13 protein-coding genes and 2 tRNA genes are annotated in these 21,528 nt (G+C 49.6%); 10 read left to right on the forward strand and 5 right to left on the reverse strand.

Annotated features, from left to right (window positions below):
* Nucleotides 1-6: 6 nt before the first annotated feature.
* The gene (locus AAHF05_RS14020; protein WP_028019628.1) at nt 7-438 is read right to left on the reverse strand and encodes a universal stress protein; all 432 of its coding nucleotides are present in this window, start codon (nt 436-438) and stop codon (nt 7-9) included.
* Nucleotides 439-835: 397 nt separating this feature from the next.
* Between AAHF05_RS14020 and AAHF05_RS14025 the strand changes: the two genes are divergently transcribed.
* The 3 genes from AAHF05_RS14025 to AAHF05_RS14035 are packed head-to-tail and all read left to right on the forward strand — an operon-like array spanning nt 836 to nt 5,942.
* Complete coding sequence (locus tag AAHF05_RS14025; RefSeq protein ID WP_028019629.1) at nt 836-1,918, forward strand: efflux RND transporter periplasmic adaptor subunit; 1,083 nt, start codon at nt 836-838, stop codon at nt 1,916-1,918.
* Complete coding sequence (locus AAHF05_RS14030) at nt 1,918-4,980, forward strand: efflux RND transporter permease subunit (RefSeq protein WP_129325243.1); 3,063 nt, start codon at nt 1,918-1,920, stop codon at nt 4,978-4,980. The genes AAHF05_RS14025 and AAHF05_RS14030 overlap by 1 nt, the downstream gene beginning before the upstream one ends.
* Nucleotides 4,977-5,942 carry an acyltransferase gene (locus tag AAHF05_RS14035; RefSeq protein WP_108089619.1) on the forward strand — a complete coding sequence of 322 codons (966 nt, stop codon included), beginning with the start codon at nt 4,977-4,979 and terminating at the stop codon, nt 5,940-5,942. The genes AAHF05_RS14030 and AAHF05_RS14035 overlap by 4 nt, the downstream gene beginning before the upstream one ends.
* Here AAHF05_RS14035 and pagP read toward each other — a convergent pair.
* Nucleotides 5,939-6,514: a lipid IV(A) palmitoyltransferase PagP gene (gene pagP, locus AAHF05_RS14040; RefSeq protein WP_028019632.1), complete on the reverse strand. Its 576-nt coding sequence runs from the start codon at nt 6,512-6,514 to the stop codon at nt 5,939-5,941. The genes AAHF05_RS14035 and pagP overlap by 4 nt on opposite strands.
* Nucleotides 6,515-6,770: 256 nt before the next feature.
* Between pagP and shiA the strand changes: the two genes are divergently transcribed.
* The 3 genes from shiA to AAHF05_RS14055 all read left to right on the forward strand — a co-directional run bounded on the left by shiA (nt 6,771) and on the right by AAHF05_RS14055 (nt 11,400).
* A complete protein-coding gene (shiA, locus tag AAHF05_RS14045; protein ID WP_049004969.1) occupies nt 6,771-8,087 on the forward strand; it encodes a shikimate transporter in 1,317 nt (438 codons plus the stop codon).
* A 73-nt stretch (nt 8,088-8,160) separates the two neighbouring features.
* Nucleotides 8,161-9,615: an AMP nucleosidase gene (locus AAHF05_RS14050; RefSeq protein WP_129325241.1), complete on the forward strand. Its 1,455-nt coding sequence runs from the start codon at nt 8,161-8,163 to the stop codon at nt 9,613-9,615.
* Nucleotides 9,616-9,633: 18 nt separating this feature from the next.
* The gene (locus AAHF05_RS14055; RefSeq protein ID WP_129325240.1) at nt 9,634-11,400 is read left to right on the forward strand and encodes an aminopeptidase P family protein; all 1,767 of its coding nucleotides are present in this window, start codon (nt 9,634-9,636) and stop codon (nt 11,398-11,400) included.
* A 142-nt stretch (nt 11,401-11,542) separates the two neighbouring features.
* Here AAHF05_RS14055 and AAHF05_RS14060 read toward each other — a convergent pair.
* Together AAHF05_RS14060 and emmdR are read right to left on the reverse strand one after the other, a co-directional pair.
* Nucleotides 11,543-11,618, reverse strand: a tRNA-Asn gene (locus AAHF05_RS14060).
* 103 nt (nt 11,619-11,721) lie between these two features.
* Nucleotides 11,722-13,176 carry a multidrug efflux MATE transporter EmmdR gene (gene emmdR, locus AAHF05_RS14065; protein WP_129325239.1) on the reverse strand — a complete coding sequence of 485 codons (1,455 nt, stop codon included), beginning with the start codon at nt 13,174-13,176 and terminating at the stop codon, nt 11,722-11,724.
* A 161-nt stretch (nt 13,177-13,337) separates the two neighbouring features.
* On the opposite strand from emmdR, the gene AAHF05_RS14070 reads away from it, so the two are divergent.
* Nucleotides 13,338-13,413 (forward strand) — tRNA-Asn (locus AAHF05_RS14070).
* Nucleotides 13,414-13,593: 180 nt separating this feature from the next.
* Nucleotides 13,594-14,868, forward strand: a complete 1,275-nt coding sequence (locus AAHF05_RS14075) for an integrase arm-type DNA-binding domain-containing protein (RefSeq protein WP_106731487.1) — start codon at nt 13,594-13,596, stop codon at nt 14,866-14,868.
* Between the two features lie 46 nt (nt 14,869-14,914).
* On the opposite strand, the gene AAHF05_RS14080 is transcribed toward AAHF05_RS14075, so the two are convergent.
* Nucleotides 14,915-16,303, reverse strand: a complete 1,389-nt coding sequence (locus AAHF05_RS14080) for a SpnT protein (RefSeq protein WP_374936471.1) — start codon at nt 16,301-16,303, stop codon at nt 14,915-14,917.
* A 194-nt stretch (nt 16,304-16,497) separates the two neighbouring features.
* Between AAHF05_RS14080 and AAHF05_RS14085 the strand changes: the two genes are divergently transcribed.
* Nucleotides 16,498-18,399 carry a site-specific DNA-methyltransferase gene (locus AAHF05_RS14085; protein ID WP_047730336.1) on the forward strand — a complete coding sequence of 634 codons (1,902 nt, stop codon included), beginning with the start codon at nt 16,498-16,500 and terminating at the stop codon, nt 18,397-18,399.
* Nucleotides 18,400-18,408: 9 nt separating this feature from the next.
* Nucleotides 18,409-21,369 (forward strand): type III restriction-modification system endonuclease, encoded by a 2,961-nt coding sequence (locus AAHF05_RS14090; protein ID WP_374936344.1) that lies wholly within the window; start codon nt 18,409-18,411, stop codon nt 21,367-21,369.
* The last annotated feature ends 159 nt before the right edge of the window (nt 21,370-21,528 follow it).

A 21,528-nucleotide genomic window follows, 5' to 3' on the forward strand; every position in this document is an offset into this window, starting at 1 on the left:
ATGCAATTAACGAATAACGAAAACAGGAACATGTGCGTAACGCACAATACTTGCCGCCTCTGACCCCAGGAGATGGGTTTGAATATTGGGATTTCGAGAGCCGACAATAATTGCCCCGGCAGCAAGTTCATCCGCCAGCTTAATAACCTCATCTCGAACATTTCCGCTACGAACATGGAGGTGAACACGTTCTTCTGGCAAATTGAGTTTTTTGACCAGGTCAGACAGTTTTTCTTTAGAATTATTAATCATATATTCATCCATCTTGCGCGCATCTGAAATAAAACCACGCGTCAGTTCGGCAGAAAACTTAGGCATGACGTGCAGCAGATGAATGTCACCCGATGCGCTTTGTGCCAGGAACTGTGCATGCTGAAGGGCTTTATCAGCCAGGCTAGTCTCGTAAACATCCACCGGAACCAGAATATTTTTGTACATATCGAGCATCCTTTTTATAACCAACACAGTAGTGAGTGAAGCAATAAAATGCATTAAATGCAGGGAGTTACCCTTAATGCCAGTTACGGGAAAAAAAGATGAATGATATTAAACGTAGCACAGGAATATCAGGTTTAACGCTTACCCACTGATATTGGTTATTTAACATTTATCTTTTCTCCAACTATGCTCTTAGAAAGACGCTCTATACAGCGCATGGAGGAATGAATGTACGGTTTAAGCCTTTTCCGTCTTGGTTTGTTTATTGCACTTGCCATTATTGCCAGCACGGCAATTGGGCTATTCACCTATATGGTTGTCACTGTTCTGGCAGAATAGTGTCACCCCCTGCCCTTGCTACGGAAGAAATAAAACAGTTATTTATTAGGGGAATACAGTGAACCGCTACCTCATTTTACCGTTCGTTATCCTAACGCTCACGGCGTGCGACCCAAAACCCGAGCAAGCCGCACCCCTGCCGCGAATGGTTAAAGTGGCGGAGGTAACTATCCCCGCTCACGCCCAGCAGCGTGTTTTTCCCGCACGTATTGAATCGGGTGATGCAACAGACCTCTCCTTCAAGCGAGGAGGTCAAATCGAGGCGCTCGATATACGTCAGGGTGCAGCCATTAAGCAAGGGCAGCAGCTCGCCAGGCTGAACGCCCGTGAAACCCAGCAGCGGGTAAACGACAGACAAACCGCAGCGACACTCGCCCAGCGGCAGTTCGAACGCTTCCAGACGCTGGCGGGACGCCAGGCTGTCTCGAAAGCAGAAATGGACGTACAGCGCGCGAACCGCGATTCGGCGAATGCAGCGCTGCAAATAGCCCGTGAAGAGCTGAATCAGATGACGCTCGTCGCCCCCTTCAGCGGGACGGCGGCCAGCGTACACGTTCGAAACCATCAGGTGGTGTCTGCCGGTCAACCGATTGCAACCCTGACCCGCACCGACCTGTTGGACGTGGTGTTTAGTATTCCTGAGAACCTGTTCAACACCTTTGATATCCGTAACGCGCAGTATCGCCCCGTGGTGAGAATTAACGCCATTCCGGATCGTGAATTTACCGCCGTCTACAAAGAACACTCGGGCAGCAGCGACAGCAATACGCTGACCTGGCAGGTGATTTTAACCATGCCCCGCCCGGACGATTTTCCCGTCGTGGGAGGTGTAAGCGGTACGGTTACCATCAATCTAACCAACCTTCCGGCTGGCGCAGGCGCTCAGGCGCTGGTTGTGCCGGTCGAGGCGGTCTTTAACCCGGACAACAGCCCGCGCAATGAACCGCACGTCTGGGTTGTGGCCGGGGAAGGCGACACGCTCCACCTGGAAGATCGCAAGGTCAGCGTGGGGCAAGTGACCACAGAGGGCGTGGTAATTACCAGTGGCCTTAAGGCAGGCGAACGCGTGGTGGCCGCTGGCGTAGGAGAGCTCCATGCTAACCAGCCGGTTCGCATCTGGACGCGTGAACGGGGACTGTAATGGATATCTCTCGTCAATTCATCAATAACCCCATCCGTGTCTGGCTGACGATCCTGCTGCTGGGCGTCGGGGGCATTTTCGCCCTGTTGAATATCGGCAGGCTGGAAGATCCCGCGTTTACGATCAAAACTGCCGTGGTCATCACCCACTATCCCGGCGCCTCTGCTCAGCAGGTTGAAGAGGAGGTTACGCTGCCGCTGGAGAATGCCCTCCAGCAGCTGCCTTATCTGGACAATGTCAGCTCCATCTCTTCAAACGGCCTGTCGCAGATCACCGTGAACATTGCCTCACGCTATCATTCGAACGAACTGCCGCAGATCTGGGACGAACTGCGCCGCCGCGTGGGCGATGCCTCACGCCAGTTCCCGCCCGGTGTCGTCACGCCCTTCGTGAATGACGATTTCGGCGACGTGTTCGGCTTTTTCTTCGCAATTTCCGGAGACGAATTCAGCAACCCGGAGCTGGTGCGTTACGCTGAGCAGCTGCGTCGCGAATTAATTCTGGTCCCCGGCGTCGCGAAGGTCGCAATTGGTGGGGCCATTAGCCAGCAGGTCAATATTGATATTTCCCTGACCAAAATGGCCTCGCGCGGTATTACGCTTAGCCAGCTTTCCGCCCTGCTGAGTCGCCTTAATGTGGTGTCCAGCGCCGGGGAGATTACCTCCGGCACGGAGTCGATTCGCCTGCATCCGACCGGTGAGTTCGAAAATCTTGACGAGCTGGCGGACCTGATTATTACGCCGTCCGGTACCGGGGCAGCGACGCGTCTGCGGGATATCGCCACGCTGTCGCGCGGGCTGAACGAGTCACCTGCCAGTATCTATCATGCCAACGGCAGAAAAGCCGTTACCATGGGCGTCTCGTTTATCTCTGGCGTGAACGTGATTGACGTGGGTCACGCCCTGGAAGCAAAGCTAAAACAGATGTCGGCGGAAAAACCGGCGGGCATACACATAAATCTGTTTTACGATCAGGCCGCCGAAGTGGGCCACTCGGTTAACGGTTTTATCATTAACTTCCTGATGGCGCTGGCGATTGTCATCGGCGTGCTATTGATCTTTATGGGCGTGCGCAGCGGGATTATCATCGCCTTTTCCCTCGCGCTCAACGTGCTCGGCACGCTGCTGATCATGTATCTGTGGGGCATTGAACTGCAGCGCATCTCGCTTGGCGCGCTGATTATCGCCCTCAGTATGCTGGTGGATAACGCCATCGTGATTGTTGAAGGAGTGCTGATTGCGAGGCAGCATGGCTCCTCGCTGTTGACCGCCATTAACTACATCATCCGTCGCTCCGCCCTGCCGCTGCTGGGGGCGACGGTGATCGCCATCCTTGCGTTTGCACCTATCGGGCTGTCGCAGGATTCTACCGGGGAATACTGTAAATCCCTGTTCCAGGTACTGCTGATTTCCCTGATGCTGAGCTGGTTCTCGGCGCTCACCATCACGCCGGTGCTGATTAAGTGGTGGTTGTTTAAAAACGACAGCGCGCCGGACAACGCCGACGAGTCAGATCCTTACGACAAACGTCTGTACCGCCTCTACCAGCGCCTGCTTAACACGCTGCTGCACTATAAGGCACCGACGCTGGTAGTGATGGCCGCCCTGCTGGCCGCGTCTGTCTGGGGTTTCGGCGCGGTGCGGCAAAACTTTTTCCCGTCGTCCAATACGCCGATTTTCTTTGTCGACCTCTGGTTGCCCTACGGCACCGATATCAAATGGACCGAGAAAATGACCAGCGATATTGAGAAAACCATTAACGGCCAGCCGGGCGTAGAAACCACCGTTTCAACCATTGGCCAGGGCAGTATGCGGTTTATTTTGACCTACAGCGGACAGCGGCAGTACAGCAACTACGCGCAGATCATGGTGCGCATGGATGACCAGCGCAACATCTCCGCACTGACGCGCTACGTCGACGAGTACATCGCCCGGAACTACCCGCAGGTCAACGCCAGCACCAAACGCGTAATGTTTGGCCCTTCCGGCGACAGCGCCATAGAGGTGCGCATCAAGGGCCCCGATCCTGACAGACTACGTCTGATTGCCAGCCAGGTGGATGATATTCTGGCACGCGATCCGGCCACAGGTAGCGTCAGAAACGACTGGCAAAACCGTAGCAAGGTGATCCGTCCTCAATATGTCGCCGCGCTGGGACGCGAACTTGGCGTGGATAAACAGGACGTCGACAACGCGCTGGAGATGAATTTCTCCGGCAGTCGTGCGGGACTGTATCGCGAAGGGAGCGATCTGCTTCCCGTCGTGGTGCGCCCGCCGGAAAGCGAACGGCTGGACGCCAATCACCTGAACAACGTGCTGGTCTGGAGCCAGACCCGGCAGCAGTATATCCCGCTGAGTAACGTCGTCAGCCGCTTTTCGCTGGAGTGGGAAGATCCACTTATTCTGCGACGCGACCGCTCGCGGGTGCTGACGGTTCAGACCGATCCCGACCCGCTTAGCCAGCAAACGTCAGGCGATATTCTCGCCCGGGTGAAACCACACATTGACGCCCTTGCCCTGCCCCATGGCTACAGCATCGAGTGGGGAGGCGATGCTGAAAACTCCAGCGAAGCACAGCAGGGGCTCTTCACCACGCTGCCAATCGGGTTCCTGGTGATGTTTGTCATTACGGTTCTGATGTTCAGCTCGGTGAAAAACGCCGTGGCGATCTGGCTGACCGTGCCGCTGGCGCTGATTGGCGTCACGCCGGGATTCCTGGTAACCGGGATCCCGTTCGGCTTTATGGCGCTGATTGGACTGCTGAGCCTGAGCGGGATGCTGATCCGTAATGGCATTGTGCTGGTGGAAGAGATCGAGCAGCAGAAAGCGCATAAAGAACAGCACGAGGCGATCGTTTACGCCGCCACCTCGCGCCTGCGCCCTATCTTGCTCACCGCGTTCACCACCGTTCTGGGGCTGGCGCCGCTGCTGCTGGATGTTTTCTTCCAGAGCATGGCCGTTGTGATTATGTTCGGACTTGGGTTTGCGACAATCCTGACGCTGCTGGTACTTCCCGTGATTTATGCGTGCTTCCATCGTAAGGACAAAGCGGAACAACAATGAATGCGACAGGCCTGAACATTATCAAGACGCTGGGCTGTATGACGGCGGTCACCTTCTTCACCATCTACAATACCTGGGATCATTATGATTATGACTATCATTGGATCCTGGGGTTTTTAACCTTTATCTCGACCATCGCCACGCCGCTGTTTTTTGTGGTCGCGGGCTATCTCGACGGCCAGTCCCGGCACGGCACCCGCTGGCAGTTGAGCAAGATTAAAAGCCTGGTGATTGTCTTTCTGTTCTGGATAACGATCTACTACCTGTGGGAACCGTATCAGCGCGGGTATTTAATCCAGCCGTGGTTCGTGTTTGCGTTTGTCGTGATTTACACTTTCCACCCGGCGGTGGAGTGGCTCAGCCAGCGGCGCGCGCTGTTTTGCGGCGTGATTGCCTGCCTGCTGATCTTCTCCTACGGGTATGATTTGCTTTCAGCGCTCTATCCGGACGTCCACGTCTTTTCCCTTTCGCCACAGTACCGCCTGTGGACGTGGTTACTGTTTTACCTGACGGGGCAGCTTTTCTGCGATCCCAGCATCGCCGAGTGGATAAGCCGCAGGAATGTGGTCAGGGCCGCGGTTATCGCCATCCCGTTTATTTATCTCTTCACCTGGTTTTACGAGCGCCACTTCTTTTTTGCCCTGTTCAAGGCTGACAGAAACGCCTTTATTCTCACCGGCTCGCAAATCTACATTCTGATCGTTGCGCTGGTGATCGCGGCGAACGGCGTACGCTTTCGCCGCAATGCAGAATTCAAAGAGTCCATTCTGGCCGCCATCAGTAAAACGATGACCGGCGTATACATTGTGCACTACTCGGTATTTCACCTGTTGACGGCGCTTTTCCCGGTGACGTCTCTCGGTATGAAGCTGACCCTGATCGTGCTCACTTTCGTCACCTCGGTTCTGTTCTCCATGCTGGTGCTTTCAAATGCCGTAGCAAAAAAAGTGATCACCCTTTAAAAACCCAAGCGCAACCAGGCAAAGAGCACGTTACCGTTGTTATAGGTCCCGGGAATATAGGTGAACTGGACGGTAACGCGCTTATAGCCAGCAGAAAACAGCGGGAAGATAAACGGCAGGGGCACATAGTTCGCAAAATCATCGCGCGCCGTAATCCCCGCGGCAGCACCAAGCCCAAGCCGGAAGTCTTTGGCATTATCCAGATACCAGCCCTTCTCCCAGCCATAGCCCATCGCGGGCTGCCATTCGTTGTGCGAGTCTTTGAACATCATTGCGAAAAGCGCGCTCCAGTTGCCCTCTTCGTTATAGCGCGAGACACCCAAGCCTCCGCCCCACGGCATTTCATTGTATTTGTCCGTTTTTTCTTTGTCGTACATAAAGCGCGCGTGCCAGCTCAGAAACGGCAGGTAGAGATCGTAGCGTTGAGGCTGCTCCCAGGTTTGCGAAATATCATCCGTCAGCGCATTCCACCAGCCGCCCAGACGCTGTTCGCCATAGACTTTGGGTTCAGCATGGAGCGGTGCCATGAATAAAGACAGGACAATCCAGAATGTCAGAAAAGTGCGTTGCATCGTTAATCCCTCAGCTTCCGTCACGCAGCGGTCTCTATAACTGTAAACCATTGAGTGCGAACCAGAGTCAAACAGCCTGATTTATGTTGTAGCAGGTGTCGATGAAATTTATTTATTCTGCACCTTCCGGAAAGATAAAAACGTTTTCTCCAGCGTTCTGTCGCGGTAGTCTCATAGGTTCCGTTTATATGACGGCTGCTATGTGAGTGACCTTTTCTTATACCAATAATTAAAAATCAGTACAGACAGGACTACTATGGACTCCACCCTCATCTCCGATCGCCCCAACGAGGAGACTCCTTCGCTGAACCGCGCCCGCCGTGCCGCTTTGGGTAGCTTCGCTGGCGCCGTCGTCGACTGGTATGATTTTCTGCTCTACGGCATCACCGCCGCGCTGGTGTTTAACCGTGAATTCTTCCCGCAGATTAGCCCCGCGATGGGCACGCTCGCGGCGTTTGCCACCTTCGGTGTCGGTTTTCTGTTTCGACCGTTAGGCGGTGTGATTTTCGGCCATTTTGGTGACCGTCTCGGGCGCAAGCGCATGTTAATGCTTACCGTCTGGATGATGGGGCTCGCCACCGCGCTGATTGGCATTCTCCCCTCGTTTACCACTATTGGCTGGTGGGCCCCGGTGCTGCTGGTGACGCTACGCGCTATTCAGGGATTTGCCGTGGGTGGCGAATGGGGTGGCGCGGCGCTGCTATCCGTTGAGAGTGCGCCGAAAAATAAGAAAGCGTTTTACAGCAGCGGTGTGCAGGTCGGGTATGGCGTGGGTCTGCTGCTTTCTACCGGACTGGTATCCTTAATCAGTCAGCTCACCACCGACGAACAGTTCCTGAGCTGGGGCTGGCGCATTCCGTTTATCTTCAGCATCGTGCTGGTGATTGCTGCCCTGTGGATCCGTAATGGAATGGAAGAGTCCGCTGAATTCGAACAGCAGCAGCGCGAAAAAACCGCCGTCAAAACGCGGTTGCCGGTGATGGAAGCCCTGGTTCAGCATCCTGGCGCTTTTCTGAAAATCATCGCCCTGCGCCTGTGCGAATTGCTGACGATGTATATCGTCACCGCATTTGCACTGAATTACTCGACGCAGAACCTCGGACTGCCGCGTGAATTGTTCCTGAATATCGGTCTGGTGGTCGGTGGGATCAGCTGCCTGACGATCCCCTGCTTCGCCTGGCTGGCAGACCGGTTTGGTCGCCGTCGCGTCTACATCACCGGGGCGCTGATCGGCACCCTCAGCGCCTGGCCATTCTTTATGGCGCTGGAAGCGCAGTCGATCTTCTGGATTGTCTTCTTTGCCATCATGCTCGCGAACATCGCTCACGATATGGTGGTCTGTGTCCAGCAGCCGATGTTTACCGAGCTGTTTGGCGCCAGCTACCGCTACAGTGGTGCAGGCGTGGGATATCAGGTGGCAAGCGTGGTCGGTGGCGGGTTTACGCCGTTTATTGCCGCCGCGCTGGTGACCTTCTCCGGCGGGAACTGGCACAGCGTGGCGATTTATCTGTTGGCCGGTTGCCTGTTGTCCGCCGCCACAGCCCTGTTTATGAAAGAGACGAGCCACCGCTGATCTCACTTTTGTTTCACAGGCGTGTGACATACTATCGGGTAGAGTCGCACACCTGTGGAACAAGGAGACAGAGATGAATAATAAGGGCTCCAGCCTGACCCCGGCTCAGGCGCTGGAAAAACTCGACGCACTGTATGAACAGTCCGTCAACGCGCTGCGCAGCGCCATCAGCGAATACATCGAAACAGGGAAACTTCCCAATGAAAAGGCCAGAACCGAGGGCCTTTTTGTTTATCCATCGCTCTCTGTGACCTGGGACGGTAGCGCCAGTAATACCCCGAAAACCCGCGCCTACGCCCGTTTTACCCACTCCGGCTGCTATAGCACCACCGTCACCCGCCCTGCACTGTTCCGCCCCTATCTTGAAGAGCAACTCACGCTGCTGTATCAGGATTACGGCGCGCATATCGCCGTTGAGCCATCGCAACATGAAATCCCCTATCCTTATGTCATTGACGGTTCAGCGTTAACCCTTGACCGCTCCATGAGCGCGGGTCTGACCCGCCATTTTCCGACGACAGAGCTTTCCCAGATTGGCGATGAGACGGCTGACGGCATCTTCCATCCGGCGGAGTACGCTCCTCTGTCGCACTTTGATGCTCGCCGCGTCGACTTCTCCCTGGCGCGCCTGCGCCACTACACGGGTACGCCCGCTGAACATTTCCAGCCATTTGTGCTGTTTACCAACTACACCCGCTATGTCGACGAGTTTGTGCGCTGGGGCTGCAGCCAGATCCTCGACCCGGAGAGTCCTTACATCGCGCTTTCCTGCGCGGGTGGGATCTGGATCACCGCAGAGACCGAAGCCCCCGAGCAGGCCATTTCCGACCTGGCGTGGAAAAAACACCAGATGCCCGCCTGGCACCTGATCACCGCCGACGGTCAGGGGATCACGCTAATTAACATCGGCGTTGGCCCGTCTAATGCCAAAACCATCTGCGATCATCTTGCGGTATTGCGTCCTGACGTCTGGCTGATGATTGGACACTGCGGCGGGCTGCGTGAAAGCCAGCTGATTGGCGACTACGTGCTGGCTCACGCCTATCTGCGTGATGACCATGTACTTGATGCCGTTCTTCCGCCAGATATCCCTATTCCAAGCATCGCCGAAGTACAGCGCGCGCTGTATGACGCTACCAAAGAGGTCAGCGGCATGCCGGGTGAAGAGGTTAAACAGCGCCTGCGCACCGGTACGGTCGTCACGACGGATGACCGCAACTGGGAGCTGCGTTACTCCGCCTCTGCGCTGCGCTTCAACCTCAGCCGCGCGGTAGCGATTGATATGGAGAGCGCCACCATTGCCGCACAAGGATATCGCTTCCGCGTCCCTTACGGCACGCTGCTGTGCGTTTCTGATAAACCGCTGCATGGTGAAATTAAGCTGCCCGGCCAGGCCAACCGTTTTTATGAAGGGGCAATATCCGAACATCTGCAAATTGGTATTCGTGCCATTGATTTGCTGAGGGCCGAAGGTGACAAGCTTCATTCCCGCAAGCTACGTACCTTCAACGAGCCGCCATTCCGCTAATAACAATAAGGAAAAAAAATGTACTCTACATCACCGTTAGCAGCCCTGCGTCAGTGGCTACAGGAAAACAATCTCGACGGGATGATCGTCCCGCGCGCGGATGCCTGGCAGAGCGAATACTGCGCGCCTTACGACGAAAAGCTGGCCTGGCTGACAGGTTTTGACGGCTCTGCTGGTCTGGCCCTGGTACTGAAAAACAAAGCGTTGCTGTTCGTTGATGGCCGCTATCAGGTTCAGGCCCGCGTTCAGGTGAATACGGATGAGGTTGAGATCCATCATCTGCACAACGAGCCGCTGGCAGAATGGTTATCCGCAAACGTTGAGGCGGGTACACGTATCGGCTTTGAAGCGCTGCTGATGACCAATACGGAGTTTGAGCAACTCTCTGCTACACCGTGCAAGCTGGTCCCTCTGAGTGCCTCTCCGTTCGACGTGCTCTGGACCGATCGCCCTGCGGCTCCGGCGGAGCTTATCCGTGAAATGCCGATCGAGATGAGTGGCGAAAGCAGTACCGACAAGCGTCAGCGCATCGCCGCAGTGCTGGCTGCAAACAACGCCGATTATCTGGCCGTTACCCTGCCGGACAACATTGCCTGGTTGTTAAACGTGCGCGGTTCGGATATCCCATACAGCCCGGTTCCCCTCTCCTTTGCACTTCTGGGCCGGGACGGGAACGTTGAGTGGTTTGTTGACAACACTAAGCTCAGCGCCCTTCCGGACGCAGTGCGTAATGCTTTCTCCATTGCGCCTCAAGACGCCTTTATCGCGCGCTGTCAGCAGAACGCCGAAGGCAAACGGGTGATGATGGATGCCGGTTCCGCACCGGTAGCCCTGCGCTTTGCCATTGAGCCACAGGGGGAAATTGTCTGGCAAACCGATCCCATTACCCTGATGAAGGCCACCAAAAACCCGGTAGAACTGGCAGGTTATCGCGAATGCCATCACCAGGACGGTGCCGCATGGGTGAACTTCCTGGCGTGGCTGAGCCGTGAGGTGCCGCAGCGTGAGGCTGCGGGACAACCCCTGACCGAGCTGGAGGTTCAGGCGCAGCAGCTTGCGTTCCGTCAACAGCAGCCTGGTTTTATTGAACAAAGTTTTGCGACTATCTCCGCCTCATCAAGCAATGCGGCGATGTGCCACTATCATTCGAGCGAAGCCAGCAACAAGCCCATCGGGCATGACCATTTTTACCTGAATGATTCCGGCGGTCAGTATGTTAACGGCACCACCGATGCCACGCGCACGCTGGCATGGGGTAAGGTCGCCCCGCAGCAGCGCCTGCACTACACTGCCGTGCTGAGAGGCTTCCTGTCGCTTATTACCCTGCAGTTCCCTTCCGGGACTCAGGGGCATCAGCTGGATGCGTTTGCGCGTCGCCCGCTATGGGAGATGGGGCTGGATTACGATCACGGTACGGGGCACGGCGTGGGGCATCAGTTGCTGATCCACGAGAACCCGCATCGTATCGCCAAAAAGGTCAACCCGTGGCCGCTGGTAGCGGGCAATATCATGACTATCGAACCAGGCTACTATCTCGGCGATAGCCACGGTATTCGTATTGAGAACCAGGTAGAGATTGTTGAAAGCCGCCCAGGATTCTGCAAATTCTCTTCGCTGACGCTCATCCCTATCGACTTAAGCCAGGTTGAGTTGCATCTGTTGAGCGAGCAGGAAAAACAGTGGCTGGATGAGTATCACCAGCAGGTCCGCGAGACCCTCTCACCACTGGTGGAAAGCGATGCACGCCCGTGGCTGGTTGAGGCAACGGCGCCGATTCGCGTGTAATTTCGTGCGGTCTGGTGCCCTCACCCCATCCCTCTCCCACGGGAGAGGGAACAAACACTAAAAACGGCAACAAGGTTGCCGTTTTGCGTTTACCTTGCGCAGAAAAGCAAAAAGCCTGCTTTAAAAGCAGGCTTCTTAAATTTGGCTCCTCTGACTGGACTCGAACCAGTGACATACGGATTAACAGTCCGCCGTTCTACCGACTGAACTACAGAGGAATCGTGTGAACGGGGCGCATATTATCGAGGCTCCCCAGGGATGTCAAAGGCAGAATGCATATTTCTGATTGTTTGCCGATTTATTCTCCATTTCGCGCATTTATCAGGCATTCTTCCGTGGATATTTCCATAGCCAGCGCCCACTCACCATACGCCAGTAGAACAACGCCCCGCGCACGGCCCAGTCAAGGAACATCCCCAGCCAGACGCCAACCACTCCCCATCCGAGCATCACCCCCAGCGTATAACCCGCGACAACGCGGCAACCCCACATGCCGAGCATCGACACCCACATGGCAAAACGGGCATCGCGCGCCCCTTTCAGCCCGGCGGGCAGTACCCATGAAGCCGCCCAGATGGGCATAAAGGCCGCGTTGAGCCAGATAAGGATCTTAACAACCTCTTTTACATCGTCTTCGTGGGTATAGAATGAGGCCATCAGCCCGGCAAAAGGCGCGCTTCCCCAGGCAATCAACGTTAACCCAATAGTCGACAGCCAGAATACGTGTCGCAGCTGTCGTTCCGCCTGCCCTATCTGCCCTTTACCGAGTCGTTTACCGGTAATGATGGTCGATGCCGAACCCAGCGCATTACCAGGCAGGTTAATCAAGGAAGCAATGGAGAAGGCGATAAAGTTACCGGCAATCACGTCGGTCCCCATCCCGGCGACAAACATCTGCGTGAGCAGCTTGCCTCCGTTAAACAATACCGATTCAATACTGGCGGGAATACCGATCCCCATCACTTCCCAGATAATGGCGAAATTAAAGGGTCGGAAATAGCTTTTAAGCGTAAGCCGCAGCGAGGGGGTAATCCCCGTCATCAGCACACCAAGGATAGCAGCCGCACCAATATAGCGTGAAATGGTTAACCCCAGCCCGGCACCGACGAATCCCAGCCCATCCCACGAGAACACACCGTAGATCAGTACGCTACTGATGATGATATTCAGGATGTTCATCCCGCCGTTAATCAGTAACGGAATTTTGGTGTTGCCTGCCCCGCGCAGCGCGCCGCTGCCAATCAGCGCAATGGCTGCCGCCGGATAGCTTAAGACCGTCATTTCCAGATAGGTCAGCGCCAGGTCCTTAACCTCGGCCGTCGCTTCACCCGCGACAAAGTCGATAATCTCTTTACCGAAATAGTGGATCACTGCCGCGAGGATGACTGAAAAGATGGTCATGATCATCAGCGACTGGCGTGCCGCTTCACGGGCGCGTTTGGGATCAAGCTTACCCAGGCTAAACGCAACCACCACCGTCGTCCCGAGATCTATGGCGGCGAAGAATGACATCACCACCATATTAAAGCTATCCGCCAGCCCGACCCCTGCCATCGCTTCTTTTCCCAGCCAGCTTACCAGGAAGGTACTCAGTACACCCATTAGCAGAACGCAGGTATTTTCCAGAAAGATAGGTACCGCAAGAGGGGTGATTTCACGCCAGAACAGAACACGATAACTTTTACGTTTTGCGTACCATGGTGTGCGCGTTATCACCTGGCGCAGGGGAGCAGTGACGTTCAAAATGGACCTTAGCGAGAAAAGTTGAAACTCCATTTCAAATAATGGGGGAGAAATGCTAATCCTGCAAAGTATTTTCAATTAAAAAATGTTTGGATTTACAACAAACTGACGACAGAATCAGCAATCGATCGATTTTCCCTAAGATCAGGTTTGACAAAACTTTTTTCGCCGCTAAGATAAGCCTCCACAACGATTCCTCTGTAGTTCAGTCGGTAGAACGGCGGACTGTTAATCCGTATGTCACTGGTTCGAGTCCAGTCAGAGGAGCCATTTTCAAGAAAGCAGACGTTCACTAACGTCTGCTTTCTGCATTTCTATCAATTGGTTATCCCCTCTCAGTCGTTCACCCTCGTTCACTAAAAACCACTCGAAGCCATATCATTTTGATGGTAAAAATGCTGGTAATGCTGGTTCGATTTCCCTTTTACCAACAAATGAGGGGGTGTTTTCATGTCACTGACTGATATTAAAGCAAAAAATGCAAAACCCCTTGAGAAGGAATACAAGCTTACTGATGGCTTTGGTATGTTCCTTCGTGTTACCCCTAAAGGTTCGAAATACTGGCAAATGGCTTACCGCTTCGAAGGGAAACAAAAACTCTTCTCTATTGGTGTTTACCCTGCAGTTTCTCTTTCTGACGCAAGACAACGCCGTGACGAGGCCAGAAGGCTTCTGGCTCAGGGTATTGACCCTAATGCAAAGAAACAGGCAGAGGTTAAAGAGCTTAAAGCCAAACGTGATAATACACGCTCCTTCAGAACAGTAGCCAAAGCGTGGTTCTCCACGAAAACAAAATGGTCTGATGATTATGGTGATGCCGTATGGAAGCGCCTTGAAACTTATGTCTTCCCGGTAATCGGTGACAAAGATGTTGCCGAACTGGATACGGGTGATCTGCTGGTTCCGGTGAAAAAAGTTGAGGCTCTTGGTTATCTTGAAGTTGCCATGCGCATTCAACAATACATTACGGCAATCCTGCGTCATGCCGTCCAGCAAAAGCTGATACGCCATAACCCAGCCTATGATATGGAAGGTGCAGTTCAGAAACCACAGACTGAACACCGCCCTGCACTTGAGCTGGAAGAAATACCCCAGCTACTGAACAAAATTGCCGAATACAAAGGCCGCAGGTTAACCATACTGGCAATACAGCTCAATCTGATGATTTTCATTCGTTCCAGTGAGTTGCGTTTCGCTCGCTGGTCAGAAATTGATTTCAAAAGTAAGTTATGGGTGATACCCGAACAGCGTGAAGCGATTGAAAACGTCAAACATTCAACTCGTGGGGCTAAAATGAAGCGTAAGCACTTCGTTCCCCTTTGTAAGCAGGCCATGAAGATATTGAAAGAGATCCGACAACTGACTTATGAAGAAGGTCAAGATGATGGGTTAATCTTTACTGGCTGTTATGACTCGTTTAAACCCATGAGTGAAAACACCATCAACAAAGCCCTCCGCAATATGGGCTATGACACGAAGCAGGACATCTGTGGACACGGTTTCCGAACACTGGCCTGTAGTGCCTTAATTGAGTCCGGGCTATGGTCAGAAGACGCTGTAGAGCTTCAGATGAGCCATAAGGAAAGCAACAGTGTCCGGGCAGCTTATACCCACAAGGCTAAACACCTTGATCAACGCCGTCTGATGCTCCAATGGTGGGCTGACTACCTTGATGCAAGCAGAAACGGTATGGTAAGGCCGTTTGAGTTTGCTTCAAATAAATAAAGGGAAAGGCCGTTCGCGGCCTTTCAACTTCATGCTTAATTACACTCTATGCTGAATATGATACTGAATCTTTCTCTATCACTAAACCAGCGATTTTTTCCAGCATTATTTCCCAGAGTGCGTATTTTCTTTTGTGCTCAATAAACAGGGATTTTAAATACTCTTCTGTAGAAGGGATTTTTTCAGTCCATGTAATATCTTTACTGTAATCAATGCTTTTTTTCATATCAGATGCTGCATAGGTGTAGTATTTACTCTGAGAACGACTGATACTGTCCTCTGCCAGAACTCTACGGAGCAGAGTTGCAGAACATGCATAACCATGCCTGTAAAGTTCACTCGATAAAGTACGAACAAAAGAACCGCGTAATAAAGACATCATCTCTGCGATTTCATTTTCACTCGCATTCATGACTTCAGAATCAAGTTTTCCATAACTATCTGTCCCGGACAAGAAAAGAATAACAAACGGAAAGCCTTTTTTCTTTGCTATGCCAGAGAACAAATCCAGTGAGTCATTATTTTTCTCTACCCGATTATAGATATTATAAAAAATAACATCACACCTGTTCTTAAATCCGTCTATACAAATTGTTTTTGCCTGCTGAATCTCGCCTTCTTCAATCAACGCCAGAGCCAACACCTCAGTCCATTTATCACGAAGCCCTGCCTGATCAACTGATTTATCTTCTTTGATTTTATTGAGAACCTGAATGGCTTCCTCAGTGCACAGTTCATCAACCAGCAACTCAGCAAACTTAATGATGTATTCTGGCTGGTTCAGTTTTCTTTTCTCAAAGCATTGCCTGATAAAATCAACATCCCTGATATACAGACTTAACTCAACAGCATCATTAACATCACCTGTCTTAAGAAGACTTTCCCTTAAAGCACGAATAACATTGTATCCCAGCTCTTTTTTATACTTATCAAAAATATCAAAGTTAAAATATACATCACCTTTAAGTACGGAAAGTATTCTATCCGCTATAACATCAATGCTTTTGTCTTTTTGTAGGAACAGGGATTTTAACCATATTTCGACAGCACCATTATAATAGTTCATCCATGATCCATCTGATGTATCAGCAATTTCGCTGACTTTATCAAATGAGAGCAGTAAATCATGGCAAAACGCCTCGGTTTTTTCAGGCAGCGTTGATACCGTCTTTTCAAGTGGAAATATGACATTCCTGTATAGCCCCTCAAAAAAAACCGCTGCTTCATAATAATCATAAAAGCGTTTTGTTTTAATTACCCTTTTGTATTCAGCCTCAGCCTTTTTCAGTGATTCTTCTGGAGTTAACAGATATTTATTAATAATAAAGGATTTTGCCTGACCATTACTCTCTGCAATATCACAAATTATTTGCATGAGTTGATCGGCAGGCATTTCCTTGAGTAAAGCAAGTTGTTTCTTGTTCAGTTTAGCCATCATCACATCCTGATAATGTTTGGTAGACGCATAAAAGCTAATTGTACTAATACAAGGACAGGACATTCAATAAATGCATTAACATAATGATTTAAAAAGAAATCTGCAGCACACTGTTCATTGATGAAATGCACTATTTACCGTAAAATATCCCCCATCACACAGTAACCTGATACAGATACGTGGAATGGTCAATGAACAAACTTTCGCCTGAAATGCCCGAACTGCAATCAATGAATATCACTGCCGATAACATCACCAAACTTAAATCATTGTTTCCTGAAGCTTTTAATGAAGACAGTGTTGATTTTGAGGTTTTAAAGCAGCTTTTGGGTGAAAATGTAGACGACAAAGAAGAACGCTATGGCCTGAACTGGCATGGTAAGCGTCAGGCTCGTCAGCTTGCTCTTACCCCTTCCCGTGGCACCTTACGCCCATGTAAAGATGAAAGCGTTGATTGGGATAACACCAAGAACCTCATGATCGAGGGTGATAACCTTGAAGTGTTAAAACTTCTTCAAAAAAGTTATGCCGGAAAAGTTAAGCTTATTTATATCGATCCTCCTTACAATACCGGTAAAGATTTTGTCTATCCTGATAACTTCCAAGATAATATGAAAAATTATCTGGAGATTACTGGGCAAACAGAAGATGGCGTGCGTGTAAGTTCTAATTCAGAAACCAGTGGGCGTTATCACACAGACTGGTTGAATATGATGTATCCACGTATTAAACTTGCAAGAAATCTTCTCAAAGAGGATGGGTTTATATTTTTAAGCATTGATGACAATGAAGTCAATAACTTGAAATTAATGTGCGATGATATTTTTGGGCAAGAAAATTTTGTTGCCAATGTTATTTGGCAAAAAAAATATAGCACAAAAGCAGATTCAAAAAACTTTTCAGAGTCACATGACTATATTCTTTGCTACAAAAAATCAGACCAATCAAAAATACTCGGCTTACCAAGAAGTAAGCAACAAGAATCAACATACAAGAATTTAGATAATGACCCTAGGGGTGTATGGGCTTCAGATAATCTTCTCAGAACTGAAGTCAGAGATTATGCAGTTTTTGGTATCACATCCCCCTCGGGGATGGAACATTATCCTCCCGCTGGTAGTAGTTGGAGATTTAACAAGGATAAAATTGAAGAGTTAATTTCTGATAACAGAATATGGTTTGGCGAAGATGGTAATAACAAGCCGCGACTAAAAAGATTTCGCTCAGAGGTGAGAGACACTATTCCTCCACAAACTCTTTGGGGATTTGAGCATGTTGGGCACACAGATGAAGGTACAAAACAGTTAGCAGAACTATTTGATAGCACACGTTCACCATTTCCTAATCCAAAACCCGTGAGGTTGCTACAGCGGATTGTACAAATAGCGACCAAAGAAAATGATATTATCATGGATTTTTTTGCGGGAAGTGGTACTACAGGGCAAGCAGTGTACGAATTGAACGAGACGGATAAACAAGATAGAAAGTTCATTCTGGTTCAACTCCCTGAAACACTATCTAAAAGCAATAAGGAAGATCTTTCTGCAATCTACTTCTGCGAAGAGCTTGATAAGCCATTGTATCTATCTGAATTAACGAAAGAACGCCTCCGCCGTGCAGGTAATAAGGTTAAAGCAATTAATCCAGACTGGAATGGAGATACCGGTTTTCGTGTGTTTAAACTCGATACATCTAATATCCGTCCGTGGGAAGCCACAGCAGAAACCCTTTCAGAACAGATTGATGCCTATGTAAGCCCAATCCTTGAAGGCCGTAGTGAAGAAGATTTGCTCACAGAGTTAATGCTAAAGCGTGGCATTGACTTGAGTGTTAACATTGAAACCCGTCAGTTTGATGGATTAACCGTTTCTTGTGTTGACGGTGGAAAATTGTTTACCTGCTTTACCCGTCAAATCCCTGCCTCTTCTGTTGAGGCACTAACCAAAGGGATCATTGACTGGCATAAGAGTTTAAAAGCTGGCAAAGATACGGTCTGCTATTTCCTTGATGACGCATTTGAAAATAACGTTGCTAAAACAAATCTTTGCGCCATTCTGGAACAACATGGCCTGACTAACCTGCACAGCCTGTAAGGGAATGAGATGAAACTACATTTTGAATCTGACCTTACCTATCAGCAAAACGCCATAACTTCGGTCTGTGATTTGTTTGAAGGGCAAGAGAAATGGGAAAGCGAAATGACTGTGCTGGCCCCAGCTCAGGGTGCACTCTCATTTGAAGGCGCAACGGGTTCAATGCCTGTTAACCCACAAATACCCGAAGATGATGTACTGCTTAAAAATCTGAACAATGTTCAGTTAAAAAACCAGCTTCTACCTTCACCTGTCCTTGACAGTCATGATTTTACTGTCGAAATGGAAACAGGGACAGGTAAAACGTATGTTTATCTTCGCACCATGCTGGAGCTAAATAAACGCTATGGCATGAGTAAATTTATTATTGTGGTTCCTTCAGTTGCTATCAAGGAAGGCGTTTATAAAACACTACAAATCACTGAAGAACATTTCAAAAGCCTGTATGCGGGAGTTCCATACGAATACTATCTGTATGATTCGGCAAAACCTGCGGATGTTCGAAATTTTGCAACCAGTTCTGTTATGCAGATCATGGTAATGACTGTGGGTGCGATTAACAAAAAAGATGTTAACAAGCTCTATCAGTCCAGTGAAAAAACAACTGTGGACGATCTGGATAAGCCCATTGATTTAATCCGTGCTACACGTCCAATTATTATTGTCGATGAACCGCAAAGTGTTGACGGTGGCTTGAACGGTGCGGGTAAAACCGCACTTGATGCTATGCACCCTATGTTCACCTTACGCTATTCAGCAACACATATTCATAAACATCATATGGTGTACCGCCTTGATGCCATTGATGCTTACAATCAGAAACTGGTCAAACAGATCGAGGTTGCCGGGCTTGAAGTCCAGAATGCAAGCAACAGTCCTTATGTGAAACTGGTCAGTATTAATAGTAAGAAAAATGTTATCAGCGGTACTGTTCTTGTTGATATAGCCGATAAAAAAGGGAACGTAAATCGTTCAGAGATTACCGTATATGACGGTATGACACTCGATGACGAAACAGGACGTGATATTTATCAGGGTTACCGGATAAGCGAGATCCGAGCTGGCAAAGAGGGTTATCTTACACTGGAAACACCTTCTGATACCTACTATATGAAAGTCGGTGATGTCGTGGGGGATATTGACCCTATGCTCATCCAGCGTCATATGATCAGACGTACAATCCGTGAACATCTGGATAAAGAACTTCGCCTGAATACTCAGCAAATCAAGGTTCTTACCCTGTTTTTCATCGATAAGGTTGATTTCTACCGTCAGTTCACTGAAGAAGGACAACGTGAGCCGGGTGAATATGCCCGTATCTTTGAGGAAGAATACCTTAAAGCCATCAAAAGTCCTGCCTATAAAGATTTACTCCCTTCTCATCCAGAACATGCTAAAGACGTTCATGATGGTTATTTCTCCATTGATAAAAAAGGTGCATGGGCTGAAACAAGCGAAAGCAATAATGCAGGCCGCGAAAATGCGGAACGTGGTTATAATCTCATCATGAAAAATAAAGAGAAGCTTTTAAGTTTCTCGAATCCGGTGAGGTTTATTTTTTCACACTCTGCTTTGAAAGAAGGCTGGGATAATCCCAATGTGTTCCAGATCTGTAGCCTTCGAGAGATGGGAAGTGAACGAGAACGCCGCCAGACTTTAGGCCGTGGTCTTCGCCTGTGCGTTAACCAAGAGGGTGAACGTGTTCGTGATGACAGCATTAACATTCTGACTGTCGTTGCCAGTGAAAATTATGAAGCCTATGCCGAACGACTACAGAGCGAAATTGAGAACGAAACAGGCATCCGTTTTGGTATCATCGAAAAAGATGCGTTTGCCCATCTGATCTTCTCTGATTCCTCACAAGTTGTGGGTATCGCAGGTTCACATGAGATTTGGGCTGAACTACAGACCGAAGGATATCTGGAAAAATCGGGGAAAATCACAAAAGCCCTGAAAAACGTGTTATTCGAAGACACTTTTGTTGTTAGTGAGAAGTATGCCTCACTACAGGAACAAATTGAAACTATCCTGCGTAAATCAGCAGGGCGACTCAATATAAACAATGCTGATGAGCGTAAAACAATCAAATACCGGAAAGAAGTCTTAAACAGCCCGGAATTCGAAGCGTTGTGGCAGCGCATTTGTCAAAAAACGCTGTACCGACTGGCATTTGATGAAGAAGAATTGATTAAATCCTGTACGAAATCACTTTCTGAAATGCAGCCTGTAGCAAAAGCAATGGTCAGTTTCAGCAAAGCAACAATCAAACAAAGTCAATCTGGCCTTGATGTTAAAGCTCTGTCTAATGGGACAACAAGCACTGTAATTGATGTTGCAGAGCAGCCATTGCCAGATATTCTTGGTGTTCTACAGGAAAAAACCGGACTGACAAAACGCAGTTTAAGCACCATCCTGAAAGAGAGTGGAAGACTCGCTGATTTTGCTAAAAATCCACAGCAGTTTATCAGTGAAGCTATAGGCCGAATCAACTACTGCAAACGCCTGTCAATTGTTGATGGTATTAAATATTATCCACTAAAAGGCGAGGTGTATGCGCAAAGTCTCTTTATGGATAAGGAGCTAACAGGATATGCCCGCAATCTTTTCGAAACCTCGTCTAAGTCAGTTTACGAATATGTTCCTAAAGATTCTGAAGTCGAAAGTCATTTCGCTCAAGAACTCGAAGAACAGGATGAAGTTAAGCTTTATGTGAAGCTTCCCGGCTGGTTTAAAATCCCGACACCATTAGGGACTTACAATCCTGACTGGGCCTTAGTCATTGAGGATAATGGTGAAGAACATATCTATTTTGTTGTCGAGACTAAAAGTAAACACATTGGTCTTGGTAATGAAGAAGATGCGAAGATAGCCTGTGGAACAGCGCATTTTAGTACTTTAAAAGCAGAAAAAATCAATGCGGCAAAATATGTTCGAGCCACAGTTCTTACAGAAATAATGAGCAGCCTTTAAATTATATAAATTGGCCTTTTAGGAGGCCAGTTTATAATTTACAAAATTAAAATATAAAAAAACACATCTGATTTGGATTTTGTCTTCCGTTGCTAGCTACAGCTATAGTAACCCTATACTCCAAAAATTTCTTATGAAAATTCGATATAATATTATAAC

It is taken from the genome of Enterobacter adelaidei (assembly GCF_041937165.1).
Classification (GTDB): Bacteria; Pseudomonadota; Gammaproteobacteria; order Enterobacterales; family Enterobacteriaceae; genus Enterobacter; species Enterobacter adelaidei.